The 18,527-nt window shown below is 49.9% G+C and carries 20 protein-coding genes; 10 read left to right on the top strand and 10 right to left on the bottom strand.

Going from position 1 to position 18,527, the window contains the following annotated elements; genetic code table 11:
• Window positions 1-107: 107 nt before the first annotated feature.
• From ACLJPE_RS19815 to ACLJPE_RS19800, 4 genes are read left to right on the top strand one after another with little or no spacing between them, the layout of a single operon-like run.
• Entirely contained in the window at window positions 108-1,919 is a 1,812-nt protein-coding gene (locus tag ACLJPE_RS19815; RefSeq protein ID WP_039514557.1) for a terminase large subunit domain-containing protein, read from the top strand.
• Window positions 1,916-2,977 carry a phage portal protein gene (locus ACLJPE_RS19810; protein WP_039514554.1) on the top strand — a complete coding sequence of 354 codons (1,062 nt, stop codon included), beginning with the start codon at window positions 1,916-1,918 and terminating at the stop codon, window positions 2,975-2,977. The genes ACLJPE_RS19815 and ACLJPE_RS19810 overlap by 4 nt, the downstream gene beginning before the upstream one ends.
• A 47-nt stretch (window positions 2,978-3,024) precedes the next feature.
• Window positions 3,025-3,300: an ogr/Delta-like zinc finger family protein gene (locus ACLJPE_RS19805; RefSeq protein WP_077917731.1), complete on the top strand. Its 276-nt coding sequence runs from the start codon at window positions 3,025-3,027 to the stop codon at window positions 3,298-3,300.
• A gap of 52 nt (window positions 3,301-3,352) precedes the next feature.
• Window positions 3,353-5,188: a hypothetical protein gene (locus ACLJPE_RS19800; RefSeq protein ID WP_039514547.1), complete on the top strand. Its 1,836-nt coding sequence runs from the start codon at window positions 3,353-3,355 to the stop codon at window positions 5,186-5,188.
• Window positions 5,189-5,279: 91 nt separating this feature from the next.
• Here ACLJPE_RS19800 and ACLJPE_RS19795 read toward each other — a convergent pair whose 3' ends face one another.
• The 4 genes from ACLJPE_RS19795 to ACLJPE_RS19780 form a co-directional block, all read right to left on the bottom strand.
• Complete coding sequence (locus ACLJPE_RS19795) at window positions 5,280-7,916, bottom strand: replication endonuclease (RefSeq protein ID WP_039514543.1); 2,637 nt, start codon at window positions 7,914-7,916, stop codon at window positions 5,280-5,282.
• A 14-nt stretch (window positions 7,917-7,930) separates the two neighbouring features.
• Complete coding sequence (locus tag ACLJPE_RS19790; protein WP_052322957.1) at window positions 7,931-8,935, bottom strand: DNA adenine methylase; 1,005 nt, start codon at window positions 8,933-8,935, stop codon at window positions 7,931-7,933.
• A 70-nt stretch (window positions 8,936-9,005) separates the two neighbouring features.
• Complete coding sequence (locus ACLJPE_RS19785; protein ID WP_170317524.1) at window positions 9,006-9,389, bottom strand: hypothetical protein; 384 nt, start codon at window positions 9,387-9,389, stop codon at window positions 9,006-9,008.
• 21 nt (window positions 9,390-9,410) lie between these two features.
• A complete protein-coding gene (locus ACLJPE_RS19780) occupies window positions 9,411-9,632 on the bottom strand; it encodes a phage filamentation protein Fil family protein (protein WP_001656632.1) in 222 nt (73 codons plus the stop codon).
• A gap of 137 nt (window positions 9,633-9,769) precedes the next feature.
• Between ACLJPE_RS19780 and ACLJPE_RS19775 the strand changes: the two genes are divergently transcribed.
• Window positions 9,770-10,045 carry a hypothetical protein gene (locus tag ACLJPE_RS19775; protein WP_023230952.1) on the top strand — a complete coding sequence of 92 codons (276 nt, stop codon included), beginning with the start codon at window positions 9,770-9,772 and terminating at the stop codon, window positions 10,043-10,045.
• On the opposite strand, the gene ACLJPE_RS19770 is transcribed toward ACLJPE_RS19775, so the two are convergent.
• Complete coding sequence (locus tag ACLJPE_RS19770; protein WP_131590566.1) at window positions 10,020-10,631, bottom strand: hypothetical protein; 612 nt, start codon at window positions 10,629-10,631, stop codon at window positions 10,020-10,022. The genes ACLJPE_RS19775 and ACLJPE_RS19770 overlap by 26 nt on opposite strands.
• Window positions 10,632-10,640: 9 nt before the next feature.
• Window positions 10,641-10,913 (bottom strand): Cox family DNA-binding protein, encoded by a 273-nt coding sequence (locus ACLJPE_RS19765; protein ID WP_000387892.1) that lies wholly within the window; start codon window positions 10,911-10,913, stop codon window positions 10,641-10,643.
• Between the two features lie 194 nt (window positions 10,914-11,107).
• On the opposite strand from ACLJPE_RS19765, the gene ACLJPE_RS19760 reads away from it, so the two are divergent.
• Together ACLJPE_RS19760 and ACLJPE_RS19755 are read left to right on the top strand one after the other, a co-directional pair.
• Window positions 11,108-11,401: a helix-turn-helix domain-containing protein gene (locus ACLJPE_RS19760; protein WP_000781725.1), complete on the top strand. Its 294-nt coding sequence runs from the start codon at window positions 11,108-11,110 to the stop codon at window positions 11,399-11,401.
• A gap of 69 nt (window positions 11,402-11,470) precedes the next feature.
• A complete protein-coding gene (locus ACLJPE_RS19755; protein WP_039514538.1) occupies window positions 11,471-12,451 on the top strand; it encodes a tyrosine-type recombinase/integrase in 981 nt (326 codons plus the stop codon).
• Between the two features lie 189 nt (window positions 12,452-12,640).
• On the opposite strand, the gene cpxP is transcribed toward ACLJPE_RS19755, so the two are convergent.
• Complete coding sequence (gene cpxP / locus ACLJPE_RS19750) at window positions 12,641-13,141, bottom strand: cell-envelope stress modulator CpxP (RefSeq protein WP_001233463.1); 501 nt, start codon at window positions 13,139-13,141, stop codon at window positions 12,641-12,643.
• 150 nt (window positions 13,142-13,291) lie between these two features.
• Between cpxP and cpxR the strand changes: the two genes are divergently transcribed.
• Together cpxR and cpxA are read left to right on the top strand one after the other, a co-directional pair.
• Window positions 13,292-13,990 carry an envelope stress response regulator transcription factor CpxR gene (cpxR, locus tag ACLJPE_RS19745; protein WP_001033731.1) on the top strand — a complete coding sequence of 233 codons (699 nt, stop codon included), beginning with the start codon at window positions 13,292-13,294 and terminating at the stop codon, window positions 13,988-13,990.
• A complete protein-coding gene (gene cpxA / locus ACLJPE_RS19740; RefSeq protein ID WP_000580402.1) occupies window positions 13,987-15,360 on the top strand; it encodes an envelope stress sensor histidine kinase CpxA in 1,374 nt (457 codons plus the stop codon). Before cpxR ends, cpxA begins: the two co-directional genes overlap by 4 nt.
• A gap of 50 nt (window positions 15,361-15,410) precedes the next feature.
• On the opposite strand, the gene ACLJPE_RS19735 is transcribed toward cpxA, so the two are convergent.
• The 3 genes from ACLJPE_RS19735 to sodA all read right to left on the bottom strand — a co-directional run bounded on the left by ACLJPE_RS19735 (window position 15,411) and on the right by sodA (window position 17,197).
• Complete coding sequence (locus ACLJPE_RS19735; RefSeq protein WP_000133441.1) at window positions 15,411-15,806, bottom strand: nuclear transport factor 2 family protein; 396 nt, start codon at window positions 15,804-15,806, stop codon at window positions 15,411-15,413.
• An 11-nt stretch (window positions 15,807-15,817) separates the two neighbouring features.
• Window positions 15,818-16,507 (bottom strand): 6-hydroxyaminopurine reductase, encoded by a 690-nt coding sequence (gene yiiM / locus ACLJPE_RS19730; protein ID WP_031602029.1) that lies wholly within the window; start codon window positions 16,505-16,507, stop codon window positions 15,818-15,820.
• A gap of 69 nt (window positions 16,508-16,576) precedes the next feature.
• Window positions 16,577-17,197 carry a superoxide dismutase [Mn] gene (sodA, locus tag ACLJPE_RS19725; protein WP_000122632.1) on the bottom strand — a complete coding sequence of 207 codons (621 nt, stop codon included), beginning with the start codon at window positions 17,195-17,197 and terminating at the stop codon, window positions 16,577-16,579.
• Between the two features lie 328 nt (window positions 17,198-17,525).
• Here sodA and ACLJPE_RS19720 point away from each other — a divergent pair, with 328 nt between their 5' ends.
• Window positions 17,526-18,509: a TRAP transporter substrate-binding protein gene (locus tag ACLJPE_RS19720; protein WP_000812816.1), complete on the top strand. Its 984-nt coding sequence runs from the start codon at window positions 17,526-17,528 to the stop codon at window positions 18,507-18,509.
• Window positions 18,510-18,527: the final 18 nt, after the last annotated feature.

The following is an 18,527-nucleotide window of genomic DNA, read 5'->3' as shown; positions in this document are numbered from 1 at the left end:
AACAGCGCGACCGCTTTATTTCTTATGTATTCGGTTATAACTGGATAGCCACTTTTTACCGATATTTAATTATCAATTCTGCAAAATAATCTCGCCATAATAGCCGCATGGCTAAATATTCCGATGAATTAAAAGAAGCGGCCCGCACGCTTTATATAAAAAGCTGGACGCCGAAAGATATTGCGCAGGAACTGAATATTCCACCGCGTACAATTTACCACTGGGCTGACGTCGGGAAGTGGGCATCACTGCTGCCTGTTGAATCGGTGGAAAATGTCATCGCCCGCCGTATCGACCAGCTCTCCCGCCGCGAGAAAAAAACAGCGCTGGAACTGGAAGAACTGCGCGATCTGATTGCTCACCATGTGAAACTCATGGCGCAGCGCAACAAGCACGCCGAAAAGCTGGCAGAAATTCAGGCCCAGAAAGCGGCTTATGATGGTGAAGGGTACTGCCTCAGCAGCGCAGGCGGGGAACAAGGGGAAAGAAAGCGCCGGTATAAGAAAAACGACGTTTCCGGTATTACAGCGGAAATGCTCGACACCTGGGCGCGGGAACATCTCTTCGAGTACCAGCTGCACTGCCGCGAACATAAAGGCGAAGACTGGCGCTTCATTCTGAAAAGCCGCCAGGTGGGTATGACCTATTATTTCGCCTGGGAAGCATTCGAAGACGCCGTCATTACCGGTGATAACCAGGTCTTTTTCTCTGCAAGCCGATCCCAGTCGGAAATCTTCCGCGAATACATCGTCCAGATCGCCCAGAACCATTTCGGCGTGACGCTTACGGGTAAAAATATCCGCCTCAGTAACGGCGCAATACTGCGCTTTTTGTCCACGAACGCCAGCACTGCGCAGGGCTTTAACGGCCACCTGTATGGCGATGAGGTTTTCTGGATCCCGAAATTCACGCGCCTGCATGAAGTTGCCAGCGCAATGGCAACGCATAACAAATACCGCACGACCTACTTTTCGACGCCCAGCGCGAAAACGCACCAGGCTTACCCGGTCTGGACTGGCGAAGCCTGGCGCGGGGACGACCCGAAACGCAAAGGCGTGAAGTTCCCGAACGAAAGCGACATGCGCCAGGGCATTCTCTGCCCGGATCAGATCTGGCGCTACATCATCACGATGGAAGACGCTATCGAAGGTGGCCTCGGTGCGCTTGTCGATATTGAACGGCTGCGCAACAAATACAGCCCGACCGCGTTCGCCATGCTCTACATGTGCCAGTTTGTTGACAGTAAAGACGCGGTTTTCAAGTTCTCCGCACTTGTTGGCTGTGAAGTGGACCGGGCCACATGGGGCGACTTTGATCTGACTGCTGCGCGGCCCTTCGGCAATCGCGAAGTATGGGCAGGTTTTGACCCGTCGCGCTCCGGCGACAACTCAACATTTGTGTTAATCGCGCCCCCTATAGAGGACGGCGAGCGCTTCCGCGTGCTGGCCGTCTGGCAATGGCAGGGTTTTAACTTCAGCTGGCAGGCCGACCAGATAAAGCAGCTTATGCGCCGCTTTAACATCACTTACATCGGGATCGATACAACCGGCATAGGTAAAGGCGTTTATGACCTTGTCAGCAAATTTGCGCCACGCGAAGCCACACCAATTCTTTACAGCGTCGAAAGCAAAAACCGCCTGGTGATGAAGATGATCGACGTTGTCGAGCGTAAGCGCATCGAATGGGCAAAAGACGCCGTAGACGAAACGAACAAGGAGCGCGTCGAAATTCCGGCCAGCTTTATGGCTATCCGGCGCACGACAACCAACAGCGGCAACGCGCTGACGTTTGTTGCCGAACGTTCAGACGCGACCGGCCATGCAGATGTTTTCTTCGCTATCTCGCACGCCGTAATTAACGAACCTATCGATCACGAATATGACCGCCCATCGGGCTGGTATTTTGGGAAAGCAGCATGACAAAGAAACAGCGTAATAATAAAAAATTCAGGTCCATGATCGGCAACAAGGTTGAAACCTTCACGCCAGGGCGCGGAAGCGTGATCACATTTGGCGAACCCGAACCCATCCTGACGACCGGCACGGATTATCACAATATCTGGTATGACAATGAGTATGACCACTGGCGACTTCCGATTGATCGCCTGGCGCTGGCCCAGTTGCCGAACCTTAACGGCCAGCACGGCGGGGTACTGTATGCGCGGCGCAATATGGTGGCCGGTGGCTACATCGGCGGCGGCCTGACGCCGGACCAGGTCGAACAGGCTGTCTTTGATTACCTGCTGTTTGGTGACGTCGCTATCCTGAAAATTCGTAACGTATTCGGGGAAGTGATCGACCTGCTACCGCTGCCGTCGCTGTATCTGCGCTGCCGGAAAGACGGCTCGTTTGCTGTCCTGCAGGAAGGGCCAGCGCTTATCTATGACCCGGAAGACATCGTATTCTTTAAAATGTACGACCCTCGCCAGCAGGTGTATGGCCTGCCTGACTATATCGGCGGCATCCATTCGGTGTTACTCAACAGTGAGGCAACCATCTTCCGGCGCCGTTACTACAATAACGGGGCGCACATGGGCTTTATTCTCTATACCAGCGATCCGAATCTGACGCTGGAAATGGAAAACGAAATCAAAGAGAAGATCGCCCAGTCCAAAGGGCTGGGTAACTTCCGCAATATGTTTATCAACATCCCGAAAGGCGACCCGGAAGGGGTTAAAATCATGCCAGTGGGCGAAGTCAGCGCAAAGGATGAATTTGCCAACATCAAAGGGATCACCGCGCAGGATATCTTTACCGCTCACCGTTTCCCCGCAGGTCTGGCGGGTATTATCCCGACCAACGGCGCGATAATGGGTAATCCTGAAACGGCCCGCGCAACCTATCGCAAGGATGAAGTTATTCCGTTGCAGCGCAAGCTAATGAACGGCGTCAACAATGACCCAGAGATCCCCCCACATTTGCACCTGCATTTTGATATAGATATCCCGGCAATCACCGCCGAAAAGGGCGAAAAATGAGCGCAATTAAGTTAAAATCACCCCCATTGTTAGCAATGGCGTGCGGGATGGTGAACATGCGAGTTTTTAAAATTAAATGTCCTGAATGCGGCTCACCGGCCATCATTCGCAAATCAGACTGGAAAGATAAAAAGCTGGCCGATTTATACTGCGCCTGCACGGAAGTTGAATGCGGCCACACCTTCGTTTTTAACGCCCAGTTTTCACATACCCTCAGCCCCAGCGGGCTGACCGGCAACAAGCTGGTTAAATTTCTGATTGACCGGCTCAAGCCAGACGAAAGACAATTCGCTTTAGATTTGCTAAACAACCATATTAATTAACCTATAATCACTGAGTGTCTTTATTTAAATGTGATATTTATAAGGAAATATAATGAGCAATTCAAAATATATTGATTTAGATTCGAGGATAAAAAAATTAAAAGAAGTTGTTAAAGATTTAGATACAAACACTTTAGCAACCTACTCCTTTTGGGAAATGTACAAGTTTGGCACATTAGGTCAAAAAATTGAACTACAATCACCCGCTCGACAAATCTTATATCTTTTTGGGATTGCATGTGCGTCTGTTGAACCAACCGAGCCAACTGATAATGTTGATGGTAAGATAAAACAAACTGTAGAGATCCTAAATGATATTTTTACAAAATATATGCTGGCGTACTTTCCAACCAAAGATGATTTAAAATCTGGATTAGAAGATGAATGGCATAAAGTTAGAGAAGTTGCTATGCCAATGTTTTCCAACTATTTCTTTGAAGGATTAAAAGTTTCCACTGAAAACTTCAAAGAGATCATAAAAAATTACTTCGATGGTTTCGAAAATGAAATAAAAACATATTTTGGCTTAGATCACCATGAAATGGTGGAAATTTTAAATCTCATTGGTGAGCTAATTCAGAGCAAATATGATAGATACCGTGAAATCATGGATACATTAAAAAATGAACATGAGCGGTTTAAAGAAAATAATTTCGAAAAAGTTGAAGATTTTAAATCATACATGGATGACCTGAGGGAGCGTACAAAGCATTTAGCACAAGAATATTATGACTTCTACAATGGGAGTGTATCATTCAGATTTGATTCAATAAGATATAAACTTGGTGACGATATCGTGGATAGTTTTATAAAAACTTTCGTTACTGAGCGTGGAAATTCACCTGAAATTAAATACATTACTGATGAGAATCCATTTTCATATAAACCGATAGTAACTGTAAATAATCTGGATTATATGCTCCCTTCTGCTAACGCAGCTTATGAAGCTATCATACTTAATCTTGAAAAGTTTTTTAAAGAGTCAAAATACAATGATAAATTTAGAAAAGCCAGAGACAACAGGCTAGAACATGAAACTTTTTGCACCTTTAGAGATTTCTTCCCTGAATCAACTACAATACTTGAGAGTGTATTTGAAACAAACAAATCTCATAATGAACATGATCTAATTATTTTCCATAATAAAACCATTCTTATTGTAGAGGCGAAAGCATCACCACGCCGCGCTCCATTGAGAGAACCAGCCAGAGCATACATTAGAATTAGAGATGATTTCAAACGGAAATCAGGAATACAAAGTGCATCTGAGCAAGCAAATAACTTAAGAAATTTAATAATTAATAATGAAAAAACACCATTATATGATAAAAAAGGTAATTTATTATATACCATAAATCGTTGTGACTATGACAATATATATTGTATATGTGTCACTAAAGATGATTTCGGAATGCTTGCTACAAATTTAACTTTAATGTTAGAAAAAAAAGAAGATGAACCTTACCCTTGGGTTATTTGTATTCAAGACCTGAAATTTTATTTTGATTGCCTTAAGGAAATAGATTTGGATCATGACTATTTCTTAAATTACATTCATGAAAGAATAAAAATACACGGCAAAGCAACAGCATGTGATGAACTTGAATATGCAGGAGCGTACTTAAATTATGGTGGTTTCGATTTCATTAATAAAGAAGTAAACTCTAACGTTTTTCTTGATATATCTGAATCACGAGTATTCGATGAAATCCATCTCGAAAAGATACATGGTAGGAAATATGTTCACCAGATTAAAAAACCTACTTACAGCATTTTAAATAGAGATAAGTTATTTTCTTCTTTAAATACTAAGCACTCAAGGAAAGATGCAAAAAAAATAAAAGCTAAAAGAAAGGAACAGAAAAAATCCAGAAAAAGAAACCGTTAACAAAATGTCCTTGAGGCAGGCTCTTTGCCGCCCGCACCCGCAGAATCCTGCAAGCCGACACAACCAGTTGCAACGGCCTGCAGGATTGCATTCATTTTTTTGAGTGACTTCTTTCCACACCCGCCAGCATTTTTTGATACTCTCCGACCGGATCAAACCGCAGGCGCGTGGCATCAATGCCGTGGTTATCCCGCAGACGGTCCCATAATTTATTCACCGTCCGTGACTCATCGGGTAATTGACGCGTTATCAACTGGCCGCCAGCACTGGCCCGATAAACTTTGCCGCCAATCTCCAGACGGCTCCCCATTAACAGCGAAACGGCCTGAATCTCCGAAATCTCAACCGAACACAACTCCGCATCAGCCAGCAGACTGGCAACCGCAGGGGCAAGCGCTGCCCGCCTGGCTTTATCAGCCGCCGATCTGGCCTCGGTTTTTTCAACGGCAGAACGCCAGGCAACATCTAATTCGCTCCCTGGCTCATAAGGTGATCCGCTTTGCCGCCTTTTGAATGGTGTTTCACGTAGTCGCCGCATCAATTTGCGCCGCGTTGGCTGGTCCATATTTTCAAAATCGACGATTTTATCGTCTGAATCTTCTGTCTTTAACTCTCCATCAGCTGGCACAGCCATTTCTGACAGTGAAAAATCGGTGATTTTTTCGTCTTCCGTAGAGTTATTGACAGAACTCCAAGCGTCGCCGGTTGGCGACGGCAAAAGGTCAACCCCCAAACCGGGGCCGTTTTTGGCCCCGGTGGCGGCTTTAGATTTGGCGCGGATTTTCCACTTAACCAGACGGGTGCAAATACGGGAGGCATCACCCAGACGCGGCGACCAGACCCCAAAAACCTTTTCGGGGATCTCACAATAAGCATTCATTTCATCAGCTGGCTGATAGGCCAGACGGACGACATAGTTTTCACGCGGGATCAAAACACCACCCTGGCGGATGATGTAGGTAGCAAAGCATCCGACATCGGCAGCGGCGCAAACCGCATCCATTGCAGGATCCACAAGCAACGGCGCACCGCGCTTGAAGGTATTGTCAATTTTCTGGCGGGTCGTGATCTGATTGCTCAGTTTGCGCAGCTCGCGGTAAACCGATATGGGCGGCTGTCCGATTGGCTGAAACTGGCGGATGCGGTGAAGTGACGCCCAGGCCATTGCATATTTGGCTGTTTCATTCAGCGGCTTGCCGCTTTCGTCGTCCAGTTCACCGGCCAGCGCGTGGCCGTCGATATTCTTCGAAATGTATTTGGCGATATACGCCGTTGCTGACCCTTTCCGTGGGTCCATTTTTTTTGACTTGAAACGAGCACCGGTATTACGGCCCAGCTCGTCGCGGTCTTCCGCGATAAAGTAGGCGCGAAGGATCGCAACCGTGGCTTTAACCTGCTCTTGTGGCATAAATAGCAACGCGTGCCAATGTGGTGTCCCATCGTGATGCGGCTCGGCGACGCGGAAGCCATAAGGGCGCAAATCTTCGCGTTTCAGTTTGGCGGTTGCCCGGTTCCATACACGGCATAAATAGCGTTGCGCCTGTGCAACCGTGTCGTAGTTCCATTTTGCGTTATGGTGGCCGGACGCAATATTGCCGTGATATTTCGACGGGCAAGTGATGGTCAGGAAGATGCCAACATCGCCACGACTCTGGGCGACAAGCTCCACGCCAGCCATACGGGCCATAAGCTCATGACGACGAATTGCAGGGTTAGACGTGGATTTGTTAATCATGTCCTCAAGCGACGAAACGTTGCCGTCTTCGTCTACCAGTTCATGACTTTTGAAGAAATTACGGTTTTTACGTCGCTGTTCCTGCCATTCCATCAGGCTTGATGCGCTGATATACGGATGCGCTTTTTTATTTACCGCACCAACAGCACGCAGCTGGTTTTCGCGCCAGTCACAACGCAGGCGCCAGATTTTGCGCCCCCACCAGTCAGGCGAAGCCATACGCAAAATGGCCGTGCATATGCGCTCGCGTTCCCACGGCGCATACCATGCAGGCGGCACAATGCGAAGCGCCAGCATTTCGCGGCCCAGGTGGCAATAAAGCCAGTCCAGTTCTTCGACGTTCATGTCTGAAACATTCCGTCCCAGGGCTTCGCATTCCGTCCCCAGCATTTCAGCCATGCGGCTGGCGATCTCATTAGCGGCGCTTAGGGCTTCCCGCTTTGTGAAATCAGCCAGCCGTTGCCAGCGCCCGAACCAGTACGCGGCCAGTTCGCCGGTGATATCAGGCGAAACGCCTTGCCTTGTGCGCACAACATCAAGACGCAGCAATGATTTTTTCACGGTCCCCATAAGAAAATCATTGGTGTGTCTGGTTTCACGGTTGGCCCGTAACCATTCAATTTTTTTGCGCCAGACTTCGCGAATGAAGAACGGCTCAGACAACAAACGCGCTTCGACACCTTCCGGCGTATTGGCCCAGGTAGCCGCCGCTGCTTTGGCGGCTGCACTTTCCTGCCGGATGATATTTTGTTGGGCGGCCAGTGGCAGGCCGCACGGTTCGTACCTGTCCAGCGACTGGATCAGCGCGTCACGGTCGCGAACGTCGTCGGGGTTGTAACCGGCGCGTTTGAAGATGTGATCGATGTGTTTTTTTACGGCAGGATGATGCACCACCGCCCCGGCAAGCGGGGCGATTTTTTTCGGTTCGTAGGTGTACAGACCAACGGCTGGGCGCGGCGCGTTCCAGGGCCATGCAAAAGCGGCGTCAGACATTGGATGCCTCGCTATTACCACGTTTCCGGGTTATCGGACGGCTCGCAAATATCGCAATTGCCTCGACAATCAAACGACCATCCCTCCTCACATGCGGCGATACCTGGGCAACATTTCGCACAGTGACCACCTTCATAGCGTCCGCAGCCATCACAGACAGGCAGCACGCCTATCACTTCACTGGCGGCCCCTCTGGTAATGGCGTTCGCGCTGACAGAACGGTTAACGCTGATTTCCTGGAAGTTGAAAGAGTGATAAATCTCGCGGGTAGCTGGGGTGTCGCTGTTGGACAAGATCACCGGCGAACCAGTAAGGCGGTTAATATCCAGCAGGGCGGCAGCTAACTGGCGATGCTCTTTAATGCCAAACGGGGCGGTGTGGTATTGGGTGAAATTAGCGGTGTCGCTTGCTGGCAGGTATGGCGGATCGCAGTAGATAACCGCGTCACTACCAATCATGATTTTTAACGTGCTCTGGAAATCGCAGCACACGAAAATAGCTTTCGTGTCGTTAGCTTTTTCAGAGAATAAACGGATCTGTTCTTCCGGGAAGTAAGGCGGGGTTTTGTGTCGCCCAAAGGGAACGTTATATCCACCCTGTTGGTTGTAGCGTACTACGCCGTTATATCCGTGACGGTTCAGGTAAAGAAATTGTGCTGCACGAAGAATCTTGCCCGTGTCCGGTCCATCCTCAAACACATTGCGCGATGACAGAAGGTCATGGGCGCGGGCGTTGAAATCGCCGCGGATCCACTTATAGCCGTCTTTATCGCCGTACACTTTAAACAGCGGGCGAGCAGCGTCGATCACCGCATCAGGCCAGCGGGTTATCTGGCGATACAGGTTAATTAAATCTGGGTTGATATCACCCAAGATATAACGGCGATATTCAGTATTGAGGAAAACAGAAGCACCACCGACAAACGGTTCCACCAGACAATCGGCTTTCGGCAGAATCGGCAGCAAATCAGACATAACGCGGCCTTTACCACCGGGCCATTTAACGAGAGATCGAATCATTTTTACTTTCTCCAGGGTGCAAGAAGCCCGACGCGTTAGCGCCTGTTTCTTTTTTGTAGGTAGTTAATTGTTAATTGACTGCGTTATCTGGCGCGGGTGGTTTGTCGCGTATCGCCTGAATTTCGGCGCGTGGTGCGGCGTAGTCCTCAAATTCCCACGGCATTGATGCTGCAAATTCTGAAAGGCGCTTAATGCCCATCAAAAGGCACGTTTGCTCCTTTTCAGTTAGATTTTCATAAGTGCAACCCAACTGTTTGGCGGTCAGTTTCGGCATTCCGGCTATGTATCTGGACGCATCGTTTGCCAGGATGAAAATCACCTTTTTGCAGGCATCATCCAGGCGGTTAAAACGGGTTGCAGTGTCATTTACGCGTGAAGCGTTCAAACTGGCTTGCAGCCGCGCCCGTTGCTCTAAGAACTTGCGGCGGCCCGGCTGTTGTCCTGTCTTATCCATCAACATAACCACCTCCCCAAACTACGCAAAGATGCCCATTAAGCGGGAAAACCAGCGGCGCTTATTACGCGGGCGCGACATAAACGGTAAACGGCAGTTTTTAACAAATTGAACATCTGCCGCTTTAGGCTGGAAGAAACGCCCGTCCGGGGTTTCAATCCAGCCGCGTTGATGCTGACGGTGGGTGATCTGCTGGCCGTGGGTGAGCAGGCTGGCTAGTGAAGGGCATTGTGTTAAGTCCATGTTGATCTCCGTCAAATTGAAAAAGTGCCGGGATATAACCCCACGCCCGGCGCGTGTTTCCTGTGCTAACATCGCTATGCCTGTGAAACTTTGAGCGGTGAATCAGGCATAACTTTTACCAACGCAAAGGAATACAGATGAACAAACAAGAAATTGCTGAGTTCTTCGAAGAAGCAAAAGCCTCTCGCACAAAACATTCAGTTAATGATCGCCTGGTAGCTATTGAATTCATGGTCTGTTCAATTGCAGCTGCCCTTGAAGGAAGCGCGAAAGAAACACACCTTAAAACGATGAATTCTTTCTCTGAAAACTTCGACCCATTGAAGGATCCAACCCTTAAAGCAATTGCTGACCTGAATGTTTTAAGCGCTGACTTTAAAAATCTCGCTAATCAACTTGCAGATTCGAAATAAACTCATGTAATCGACGCTTAATTTCAGCCTCTCTTACGGGGCTGTTCATTCCCCATCCCTCAATCTCATAACGAACATTTCCGGCATGTGCGCCATGATGGTAATAACGGGCCAGATGCATTTTTTTTCCGGCATTTACTTTCTGCTGACTGCAAATACCACCCTCATTTTTGGGTTTAGAAAAAACGCGGTAGGAATGGTTAGCCGAACAAAACTGCATTTTATCCAGACCGGGTATTAGTGGATCTTTCGTTAAACCAACAGAGACTAAACACGCGGTTGTGTCACATTCATTAATGCTGAGAATGGCAGGAACCAGAAAGTAATCGACATGCCGCGCGGCCATTTGTTGAAGTTCTTCGGTAGCAAACACCTCTGCATAAAGGTGCATTTTCTCTCCATCAGAATCGACGGCCAGGGCGACAACTTCACTTAAAGCAGGACTCCAATCGTAGAAGTCATACACAACCGGAAGAGTCATGCCGCCTGCAATGAAATTAGCCAAAACAGAGCGAATGGCTTCCGCACTAATTTGGCGTCCATCGAATGTGCCTTCGGTGGCAATCAAGAATCTTTGTGTTTTCATAATTGCCACCTATAACCCCATCCATAAAAGCCAAGCATCGCGCTGTTCTACTGGGCGGTTATAAAACGCCTCACGAACACCACGATTAAACTCAGGAATGAAAACCCACTTATCACCAGCGCGAGCGGCAGGTTTTGAAGGGTCGCGCAATTCGATCAATGGCAGCTTATTGGCTTTTGCCATCGCTTCGACAGCGGTTTTTGGTTTACCGAGAAGTTCGGCGAACTTGTCTGTATGCACCGCGTCCAGTGGGTACTGGATCACGTAATCATTAGCTTCCATCACATACCCCTACTCTTTTCCGATGAATGACCCGTCGAAATCTCGGCGTGCAGGTCAGTTCGTGCTAGTCTCAGAAGATCCAACTCCTTGCAGACCGTTTAGGGACGTTCCTGACGAGGTGGATTCATGCCTGAAAAGGTCACAAAGTACAAACCTTTTGCGAGAATATAGTCACTAATATGCAACCAAGTCAAATGAAAATGGGCCAGAAATTAAGGGCAATCAGAAAAGCCGAAGGGTTAACTCAAGCAAAATTTTGTGAAATCAGCGGGATAGCACTAGGCACAGTAAAAAATTATGAAGGGGGACATGCCGAACCGGGAATTCAGGTGGTTTTGCAGACAACAAACACACCGCAACTACAGAAATACACGTTATGGCTAATGACCGATAAGACAGCCCCACAAGCTGGTCAAATCGCACCGGCCCTCGCACACATTGGGCCAGATGTAACAAAATCAGACCAATCCGAGAAACAGACTGGTTAACGCTCTATAAACATTACATTTTCACTATTTGTTACCAAGATAGTGATCTATGCGCCGGAGGGCTTTCTTATGTCAATTAAGAAGCTCGATGATGGTCGCTATGAAGTGGACATAAGACCGCGCGGGCGCGAAGGACGTCGCATTCGCCGGAAGTTTGAAAGGAAAGCTGAGGCGGTCGCATTTGAACGCTATACGCTGGCAAACGCGAACCAGAAAGAATGGGCTGGACAGCGAGCAGATCGCCGCACGCTAAAAGAACTGCTGGATTTATGGTGGAAGTATCACGGTCAGAATCATGAACACGGCCAAAAGGAATTTAATCACCTGCTCAAAACTATCAGCGGGCTGGGTGATGTTCCGGTTAGCAGGATGAACAAAAGAATGTTGATGGATTACCGTTCCGCAAGACTTCGCGAGGGGATCAGCCCATCAACAATTAACCGGGATATGTACCGTTTTTCCGGCATGTTCACAAAGCTGATTCAGCTGGAAGAGTTTGTCGGAGCACATCCAGTACATGGATTGCCGCCGCTGGCCGAGGCTAACCCAGAAATGACCTTCCTGGAGAAAGCCGAAATAGCCAGCCTGCTGGATGCCTTAACAGGTGATGCCCGATTAATTGCATTGTTGGGGGTTAGCACTGGCGGGAGGTGGTCAGAACTAGCAACGCTAAAACCTTCGCAGATAGCAAACTGCCGGGTCACATTCCTTAAAACGAAGAACGGGAAAAAACGAACAGTTCCCATTTCGTCAGAACTGGAAAAGATGATCAGGAAGGAAGCCAGCGCGAAACTGTTTAAGGTGGATTATGAGAAGTTTTGCAAGACTCTGCGGATGGTCAAACCCGACATCCCGCCGAACCAGGCAACGCATATTTTGCGCCATACCTTCGCCAGTCATTTTATGATGAACGGGGGGAACATAATTGCCTTACAACAAATACTGGGACACGCCAGCATTCAACAAACGATGGTCTATGCGCATTTGTCGCCAGATTATCTGCAAAATGCTGTCGCACTGAATCCGCTTGCGGGTGGAACGTCGATTTAATATAAAATCGTCCTCAGAGTGTCCACATTGTGTCCACACTCTGGGGAATCTCAAGTCGTTCAGGTTCCTTCCAGCTTTTTGTAAGGTGCTGTTTTTGTTTAAGGTTTGATGTAAGTTATTGATAAAAAAAACCCCCACATCATGTGGGGGAAGACAGGGATGGTGTCTATGGCAAGGAAAACAGGGTTGTTACTGGGAACGTGAGTTGCTACTACTCAATAATTTCAACGATGAACTTTTTTGCCATTGCGCCACGTCGCGCAGTTGCTCCATTCGTTGCTGATGCTTTTCATTCAAAACCGCTTGCTGCTCCGGCGTTAACAGGCGATACATCTGGTTACGCACGCGGGCCATTTCGACCTGGCGGGCAACCTGCTCTTGCGCCATTTTTTCTGCCTGAGCGCGCACAGCGCTTTCATCAAATTTTTCTGCGGTGACAAGCCGATGCATTGTCTCCATTTCGCTAACATTAACAGGAGGCTGTTCGTGCCTTGCCTGTTGCATAAGATCTCGCATCTGCTGACGCTGATGTTCGGTTAAACTTATGCCGTCAAACATATGATTTTGCGCGCTACGCTGCGTGGCCCCGTCACCGGGGTGCCAGTTATCGCTTGTAACAACTTCAGCTGCGTGGCTTAAAAAACTGAATGCCAGCGTTGAGGCCATAACAGCAGCGGTAACTTTGCGCATCGCTTGCTCCCAAAATCTTTTCTGTCGCGATTCAACGAGAGACAGTTTACGATTCGGGCTGCAAACATGCGTCAGGGGGTGTAAAACAACGTAAAGTCATGGATTAGCGACGCCTGATGACGTAATTTCTGCCTCGGAGGTACGTAAACAATGAATAAAATCCTGTTAGTTGATGATGACCGAGAGCTGACTTCCCTGTTAAAAGAGCTCCTCGAAATGGAAGGTTTTAATGTCCTGGTGGCCCACGACGGCGAGCAGGCGCTTGAGCTTTTGGATGACAGCATCGATTTACTTTTGCTTGACGTCATGATGCCGAAGAAAAACGGTATCGATACGTTGAAAGCGCTTCGCCAGACACACCAGACGCCTGTCATTATGCTGACCGCGCGCGGCAGCGAGCTGGATCGCGTTCTCGGCCTTGAGCTGGGCGCGGACGACTATTTGCCCAAACCGTTTAACGACCGCGAGCTGGTAGCGCGCATCAGGGCTATTTTGCGCCGTTCCCACTGGAGCGAACAGCAGCAGAGCAGCGACAACGGCTCGCCGACGCTGGAAGTCGATGCGCTAAGCCTTAATCCGGGCCGCCAGGAAGCCAGTTTCGATGGCCAAACGCTGGAGCTGACCGGTACGGAGTTCACCCTGCTCTATTTGCTGGCGCAACACCTCGGCCAGGTGGTTTCCCGTGAACATTTAAGTCAGGAAGTGCTGGGCAAGCGCCTGACGCCGTTCGATCGCGCTATTGATATGCATATTTCTAACCTGCGCCGCAAACTGCCGGAACGCAAAGACGGTCACCCGTGGTTTAAAACATTGCGTGGTCGCGGCTATCTGATGGTTTCCGCTTCATGATAGGAAGTTTAACCGCGCGCATCTTCGCCATCTTCTGGTTGACGCTGGCGCTGGTGCTAATGCTGGTCCTGATGTTGCCCAAGCTCGATTCACGCCAGATGACCGAGCTGCTGGACAGCGAGCAGCGCCAGGGATTGATGATAGAGCAACATGTAGAAGCTGAACTTGCGAACGATCCACCCAACGACCTGATGTGGTGGCGTCGCCTGTTCCGCGCGATCGATAAGTGGGCGCCGCCTGGACAGCGGTTATTACTGGTGACCTCTGAAGGACGCGTGATCGGCGCTGAACGCAGCGAAATGCAGATCATTCGTAACTTCATTGGTCAAGCGGATAACGCCGATCATCCGCAGAAGAAAAAATATGGCCGCGTAGAGATGGTGGGGCCGTTCTCCGTTCGCGACGGAGAGGATAATTACCAGCTTTACCTGATTCGACCGGCCAGCAGTTCGCAATCCGATTTTATTAATCTGCTGTTTGACCGCCCGCTTCTGTTGCTCATTGTCACGATGCTGGTCAGTTCGCCGCTCTTGCTATGGCTGGCATGGAGTCTGGCGAAACCGGCGCGTAAGTTGAAAAACGCGGCTGATGAAGTGGCGCAAGGCAACCTGCGTCAGCATCCGGAACTGGAGGCGGGTCCGCAGGAGTTCCTCGCCGCTGGCGCCAGTTTTAACCAGATGGTGACGGCGCTGGAACGGATGATGACCTCGCAGCAGCGTTTGCTGTCAGACATCTCCCATGAGCTGCGAACGCCCCTTACGCGCCTGCAACTGGGTACCGCGCTGCTGCGTCGTCGTGGCGGCGAAAGCAAAGAGCTGGAGCGTATTGAAACCGAAGCGCAGCGTCTGGACAGCATGATCAATGACCTGCTGGTGATGTCGCGTAACCAACAGAAAAACGCGCTGGTCAGCGAAACGATGAAAGCCAATCAGCTATGGGGCGAAGTGCTGGATAACGCCGCCTTTGAAGCCGAACAGATGGGCAAGTCGTTAACGGTAAATTATCCGCCGGGGCCGTGGCCGCTCTATGGCAACCCAAACGCGCTGGAAAGCGCGCTGGAAAATATTGTTCGTAATGCGCTGCGCTATTCACATACGAAGATTGAAGTCGGCTTCTCGGTGGATAAAGACGGTATTACGATCACGGTCGATGACGACGGGCCGGGCGTCAGCCCTGAAGACCGTGAGCAGATCTTCCGTCCGTTCTATCGCACTGATGAGGCGCGCGACCGCGAGTCTGGCGGCACCGGGCTGGGGCTGGCGATTGTTGAAAGCGCCATGCAGCAGCACCGCGGCTGGGTGAAGGCTGACGATAGCCCACTGGGTGGGTTGCGGCTCACGCTGTGGCTACCGCTGTACAAGCGAACCTAAAAACCATCGGCCTGCGAATGCAGGCCGATTTTTTATCTCGCCATCAAGATTTACCGGGAAATGTCTGGCGCTAAAATCCACTCGGCGCTGTCATTCCACACGTCCATCCGGGTAATTTTGCCATCGCGCACTTCGAAGCGGTCGATAAAGCGGTTATCGGCAAACGGGCGACCGTCGGGCCATTCGCCATACAACGTACCGTTGGAATAAATCACAACGTAATCATCATGCTGCACCGCATCAAACTCGCCCAGCGCCTTCTTCACCCACTTGTAGCGAGCGCCATTAAACTGCGCGATATCTGCCGCGCCCGCCATCGCCCGGCCTCCGGTGAAGGTAATTTTCACCTCCGGGTGCATATACGTTGCGGCGCGTTCAGCATCAGGAATCATCGAGGCCACCAAAAATTCTTTTACGATCGCCACCGCATTTTCAGCTTCAGTCATAACCCTTCCTTTCATTTTGGCGGAGTTTTATCACCCCACAGCCGTCTGGCGCTATCTTCAATTTTGCCGCTCAAACGACGCTTCTGCATGGTGCGGCTCCAGCTCGCCGACAGCCCGGCGGCGCTCAGCAGCCGATGATATTGTTCGTCATCAAACGGCATAGACCAGGCGATAACACCCGCTTCATGAACCGAGACATCGCTCAGACGCGACGCCAGTTCCAGCGGCGCATCGCTGGAGACTTTACCTGGCGCAATGACCCGATACAGCCAGCCGGTTTTTCCGCTGTTCTGCATAAGGAGGGCCATGTCGCTGATGGAAAAGTAGAAATTAAGTTTAAAGCATGGAGAGCGCGGCTGAGTGACCTGGATCAACGCCTCGCCCCAGCGGTAGATATCGCCAATAAACACGTTGTGTTCGGTCATTCCGTTCGTCGACAGATTCTCGCCAAACGCCGGGGCGCAAAACAGCGTCGCCTGCTCGGGGAACTGGCGAATCCAATCAGCATAGTGTTCGCGGGGGTAATGGCATAGCGCGCGGTCGGGGCCGCCATGGATTTTCTTTTCGGCCTGCTGATCGCCTGCCAGACCCAGCTCGGTCAGCATAAGTTCGCCGTCGATTTGCACCTTGGCGATAGCGCTCGGGCGGCTGCCGTCATAGTCACGAATTTTGCCAATAAACACGTCAACCGGATAATGCATCTGCTGCTCCTTACGCGGATACAAAAAAAGCGAGTCATCAGACTCGCTTCTACAGACGTGCAATGCAAATTATTTTTTAGCGGCGAAACGCGCTGCTGCTTCGTCCCAGTTCACCACGTTCCAGAACTCTTTGATGTAGTCCGGGCGGCGGTTCTGGAATTTCAGGTAGTAAGCGTGTTCCCACACGTCCAGACCCAGGATCGGGAAGCCGGAAGCGCCGGAAATGGCTTCACCCATCAGCGGGGAATCCTGGTTTGCGGTAGAAACCACAGCCAGTTTGTCGCCTTTCAGCACCAGCCACGCCCAGCCGGAGCCGAAACGGGTTGCTGCTGCTTTTTCGAATTCAGCTTTGAAGTTGTCAACGGAACCGAAGTCACGCTCGATAGCCGCTTTCAGGTCGCCCTGCAGAGTGGTGCCTTTTTTCAGCCCTTTCCAGAACAGGCTGTGGTTAGCGTGGCCGCCGGCGTTGTTACGCAGCACGGTTTTTTTGTCCGCTGGCACCTGGTCCAGTTTAGTAATCAGTTCTTCAACCGGCAGGTCAGCAAACTCAGGCAGGTTTTCCAGCGCCGCGTTAGCGTTGTTGACATAGGTTTGATGGTGTTTGGTGTGGTGAATCTCCATCGTCTGCTTATCGAAGTGCGGTTCCAGTGCATCATAAGCGTACGGCAGGGATGGCAGTGTATAACTCATAATCATCTCCATTATTGTCGAGCGGCACAGTGTTAACGCCGCGTAAGCAGTTGGTTCATTATAGTTAATTAAATGATATTGAAAATGATTATCAATGCCGTACTTTTTCCAGGGTTATAAACGTTACGGCATCCGCTGAAAAAAACCGTTTTTTACGCCTCCAACCGAAACCGCCTGTTGATGAATTCCTGGAAATCATGAAATGTGAAACAGGGTTTCAAAATCTTTCTTTTGGTGCCAAATTTTGTCATCGGTGGCAAAATCAAGAAGGTTATAATTTCACCATGCAATTACATTCCCGGTAAATTATTACAATTGCGAGGGAATTATGAAGCAACCTGGTTTTATACGTCTGGCTACGTTGGCCTTACTCTCTACACTCTCTTTCTTCTCCCACGGCGAAACCATTTTGCGCCTGGCCTACGCTGAAAATAGCCAGCCGGTAAAAGATGCGTTGCACTTCCTGGGGCAGCAAGTTGAAGAGAAAACGGGCGGCGATATCAAAGTACAGTACTTCCCGGACGGACAGCTTGGCGGCGAGCGCGAACTGGTGGAGTTGACGCAGGTCGGCGTCGTCGACATCACTAAAGTGTCGTCCGGGCTGATGGAGAGTTTTTCGCCTGAGTACGGCGTGTTCTCACTTCCCTACCTGTTTGCCACCGTCGATGAATACTACCGCGTAATGGATAACCCACAGGTGATGGAGCCTGTTTATCAGTCCACCGCCGCACAGGGGTTTGTCGGCGTAGGCTGGTATGATTCCGGCGCGCGTAATTTTTATATGAGCAAAGCGCCGGTTAAACGCATTGAGGATTTACGCGGGAAGAAGATCCGCGTCATGCAGAGTGAGACGGCGATCCAAACTCTCAAACTGCTGGGCGCTTCGCCTATCGCCATGAGCCAGGCGGAGGTCTATACCTCGTTACAACAAGGCATACTCGACGGCGCGGAAAACAATGAGTTCGCTCTCACCATCGCCCGCCACGGCGAAGTCGCCCGTTATTACACCTACGATATGCACACTCGCATTCCCGATATCCTGTTAATGAGTACCCTCACGCTGGAAAAGCTGACGCCGGAACAGCAGCGCATCGTCGAAGCCGCCATCAAGGCATCGATCGAATTTGAGAAAGCCGCATGGGACAAGGAAATAGAGAAAACCAGGCTGGCGGCGGTAAAAGATTTCAACGTTGAATTCTACGAGATCGACAAAAAGCCCTTCCAGAAGGCAGTACAGCCTATTTACGACGGTCTGAAAAACAAGCCGCGGCTTTACGGGCTGTATCAACGTATCCAGACAGCAAAAAATTAATCTAATCAGGAAATTAAG

This window comes from Salmonella sp. SAL04196, assembly GCF_046550835.1.
Classification (GTDB): Bacteria; Pseudomonadota; Gammaproteobacteria; order Enterobacterales; family Enterobacteriaceae; genus Salmonella; species Salmonella enterica.
The sequence above is the reverse complement of the archived record's forward strand: the minus strand, read 5'-3'. Positions and strand labels throughout refer to the sequence as shown.

Bases quoted from the DNA above. Each gene is read 5' to 3' on its own strand.
- ACLJPE_RS19735 (WP_000133441.1), bottom strand. From the start codon at position 15,806: ATGACTGAAGCTGAAAATGCGGTGGCGATCGTAAAAGAATTTTTGGTG.
- ACLJPE_RS19785 (WP_170317524.1), bottom strand. From the start codon at position 9,389: ATGGATAAGACAGGACAACAGCCGGGCCGCCGCAAGTTCTTAGAGCAA.
- ACLJPE_RS19760 (WP_000781725.1), top strand. From the start codon at position 11,108: ATGAAAATGGGCCAGAAATTAAGGGCAATCAGAAAAGCCGAAGGGTTA.
- ACLJPE_RS19720 (WP_000812816.1), top strand. From the start codon at position 17,526: ATGAAGCAACCTGGTTTTATACGTCTGGCTACGTTGGCCTTACTCTCT.
- cpxA (WP_000580402.1), top strand. From the start codon at position 13,987: ATGATAGGAAGTTTAACCGCGCGCATCTTCGCCATCTTCTGGTTGACG.
- ACLJPE_RS19780 (WP_001656632.1), bottom strand. From the start codon at position 9,632: ATGGACTTAACACAATGCCCTTCACTAGCCAGCCTGCTCACCCACGGC.
- ACLJPE_RS19795 (WP_039514543.1), bottom strand. From the start codon at position 7,916: ATGTCTGACGCCGCTTTTGCATGGCCCTGGAACGCGCCGCGCCCAGCC.
- ACLJPE_RS19775 (WP_023230952.1), top strand. From the start codon at position 9,770: ATGAACAAACAAGAAATTGCTGAGTTCTTCGAAGAAGCAAAAGCCTCT.
- sodA (WP_000122632.1), bottom strand. From the start codon at position 17,197: ATGAGTTATACACTGCCATCCCTGCCGTACGCTTATGATGCACTGGAA.
- ACLJPE_RS19815 (WP_039514557.1), top strand. From the start codon at position 108: ATGGCTAAATATTCCGATGAATTAAAAGAAGCGGCCCGCACGCTTTAT.
- ACLJPE_RS19805 (WP_077917731.1), top strand. From the start codon at position 3,025: ATGGTGAACATGCGAGTTTTTAAAATTAAATGTCCTGAATGCGGCTCA.
- cpxR (WP_001033731.1), top strand. From the start codon at position 13,292: ATGAATAAAATCCTGTTAGTTGATGATGACCGAGAGCTGACTTCCCTG.
- cpxP (WP_001233463.1), bottom strand. From the start codon at position 13,141: ATGCGCAAAGTTACCGCTGCTGTTATGGCCTCAACGCTGGCATTCAGT.
- yiiM (WP_031602029.1), bottom strand. From the start codon at position 16,507: ATGCATTATCCGGTTGACGTGTTTATTGGCAAAATTCGTGACTATGAC.
- ACLJPE_RS19770 (WP_131590566.1), bottom strand. From the start codon at position 10,631: ATGAAAACACAAAGATTCTTGATTGCCACCGAAGGCACATTCGATGGA.
- ACLJPE_RS19790 (WP_052322957.1), bottom strand. From the start codon at position 8,935: ATGATTCGATCTCTCGTTAAATGGCCCGGTGGTAAAGGCCGCGTTATG.
- ACLJPE_RS19755 (WP_039514538.1), top strand. From the start codon at position 11,471: ATGTCAATTAAGAAGCTCGATGATGGTCGCTATGAAGTGGACATAAGA.
- ACLJPE_RS19765 (WP_000387892.1), bottom strand. From the start codon at position 10,913: ATGGAAGCTAATGATTACGTGATCCAGTACCCACTGGACGCGGTGCAT.
- ACLJPE_RS19810 (WP_039514554.1), top strand. From the start codon at position 1,916: ATGACAAAGAAACAGCGTAATAATAAAAAATTCAGGTCCATGATCGGC.
- ACLJPE_RS19800 (WP_039514547.1), top strand. From the start codon at position 3,353: ATGAGCAATTCAAAATATATTGATTTAGATTCGAGGATAAAAAAATTA.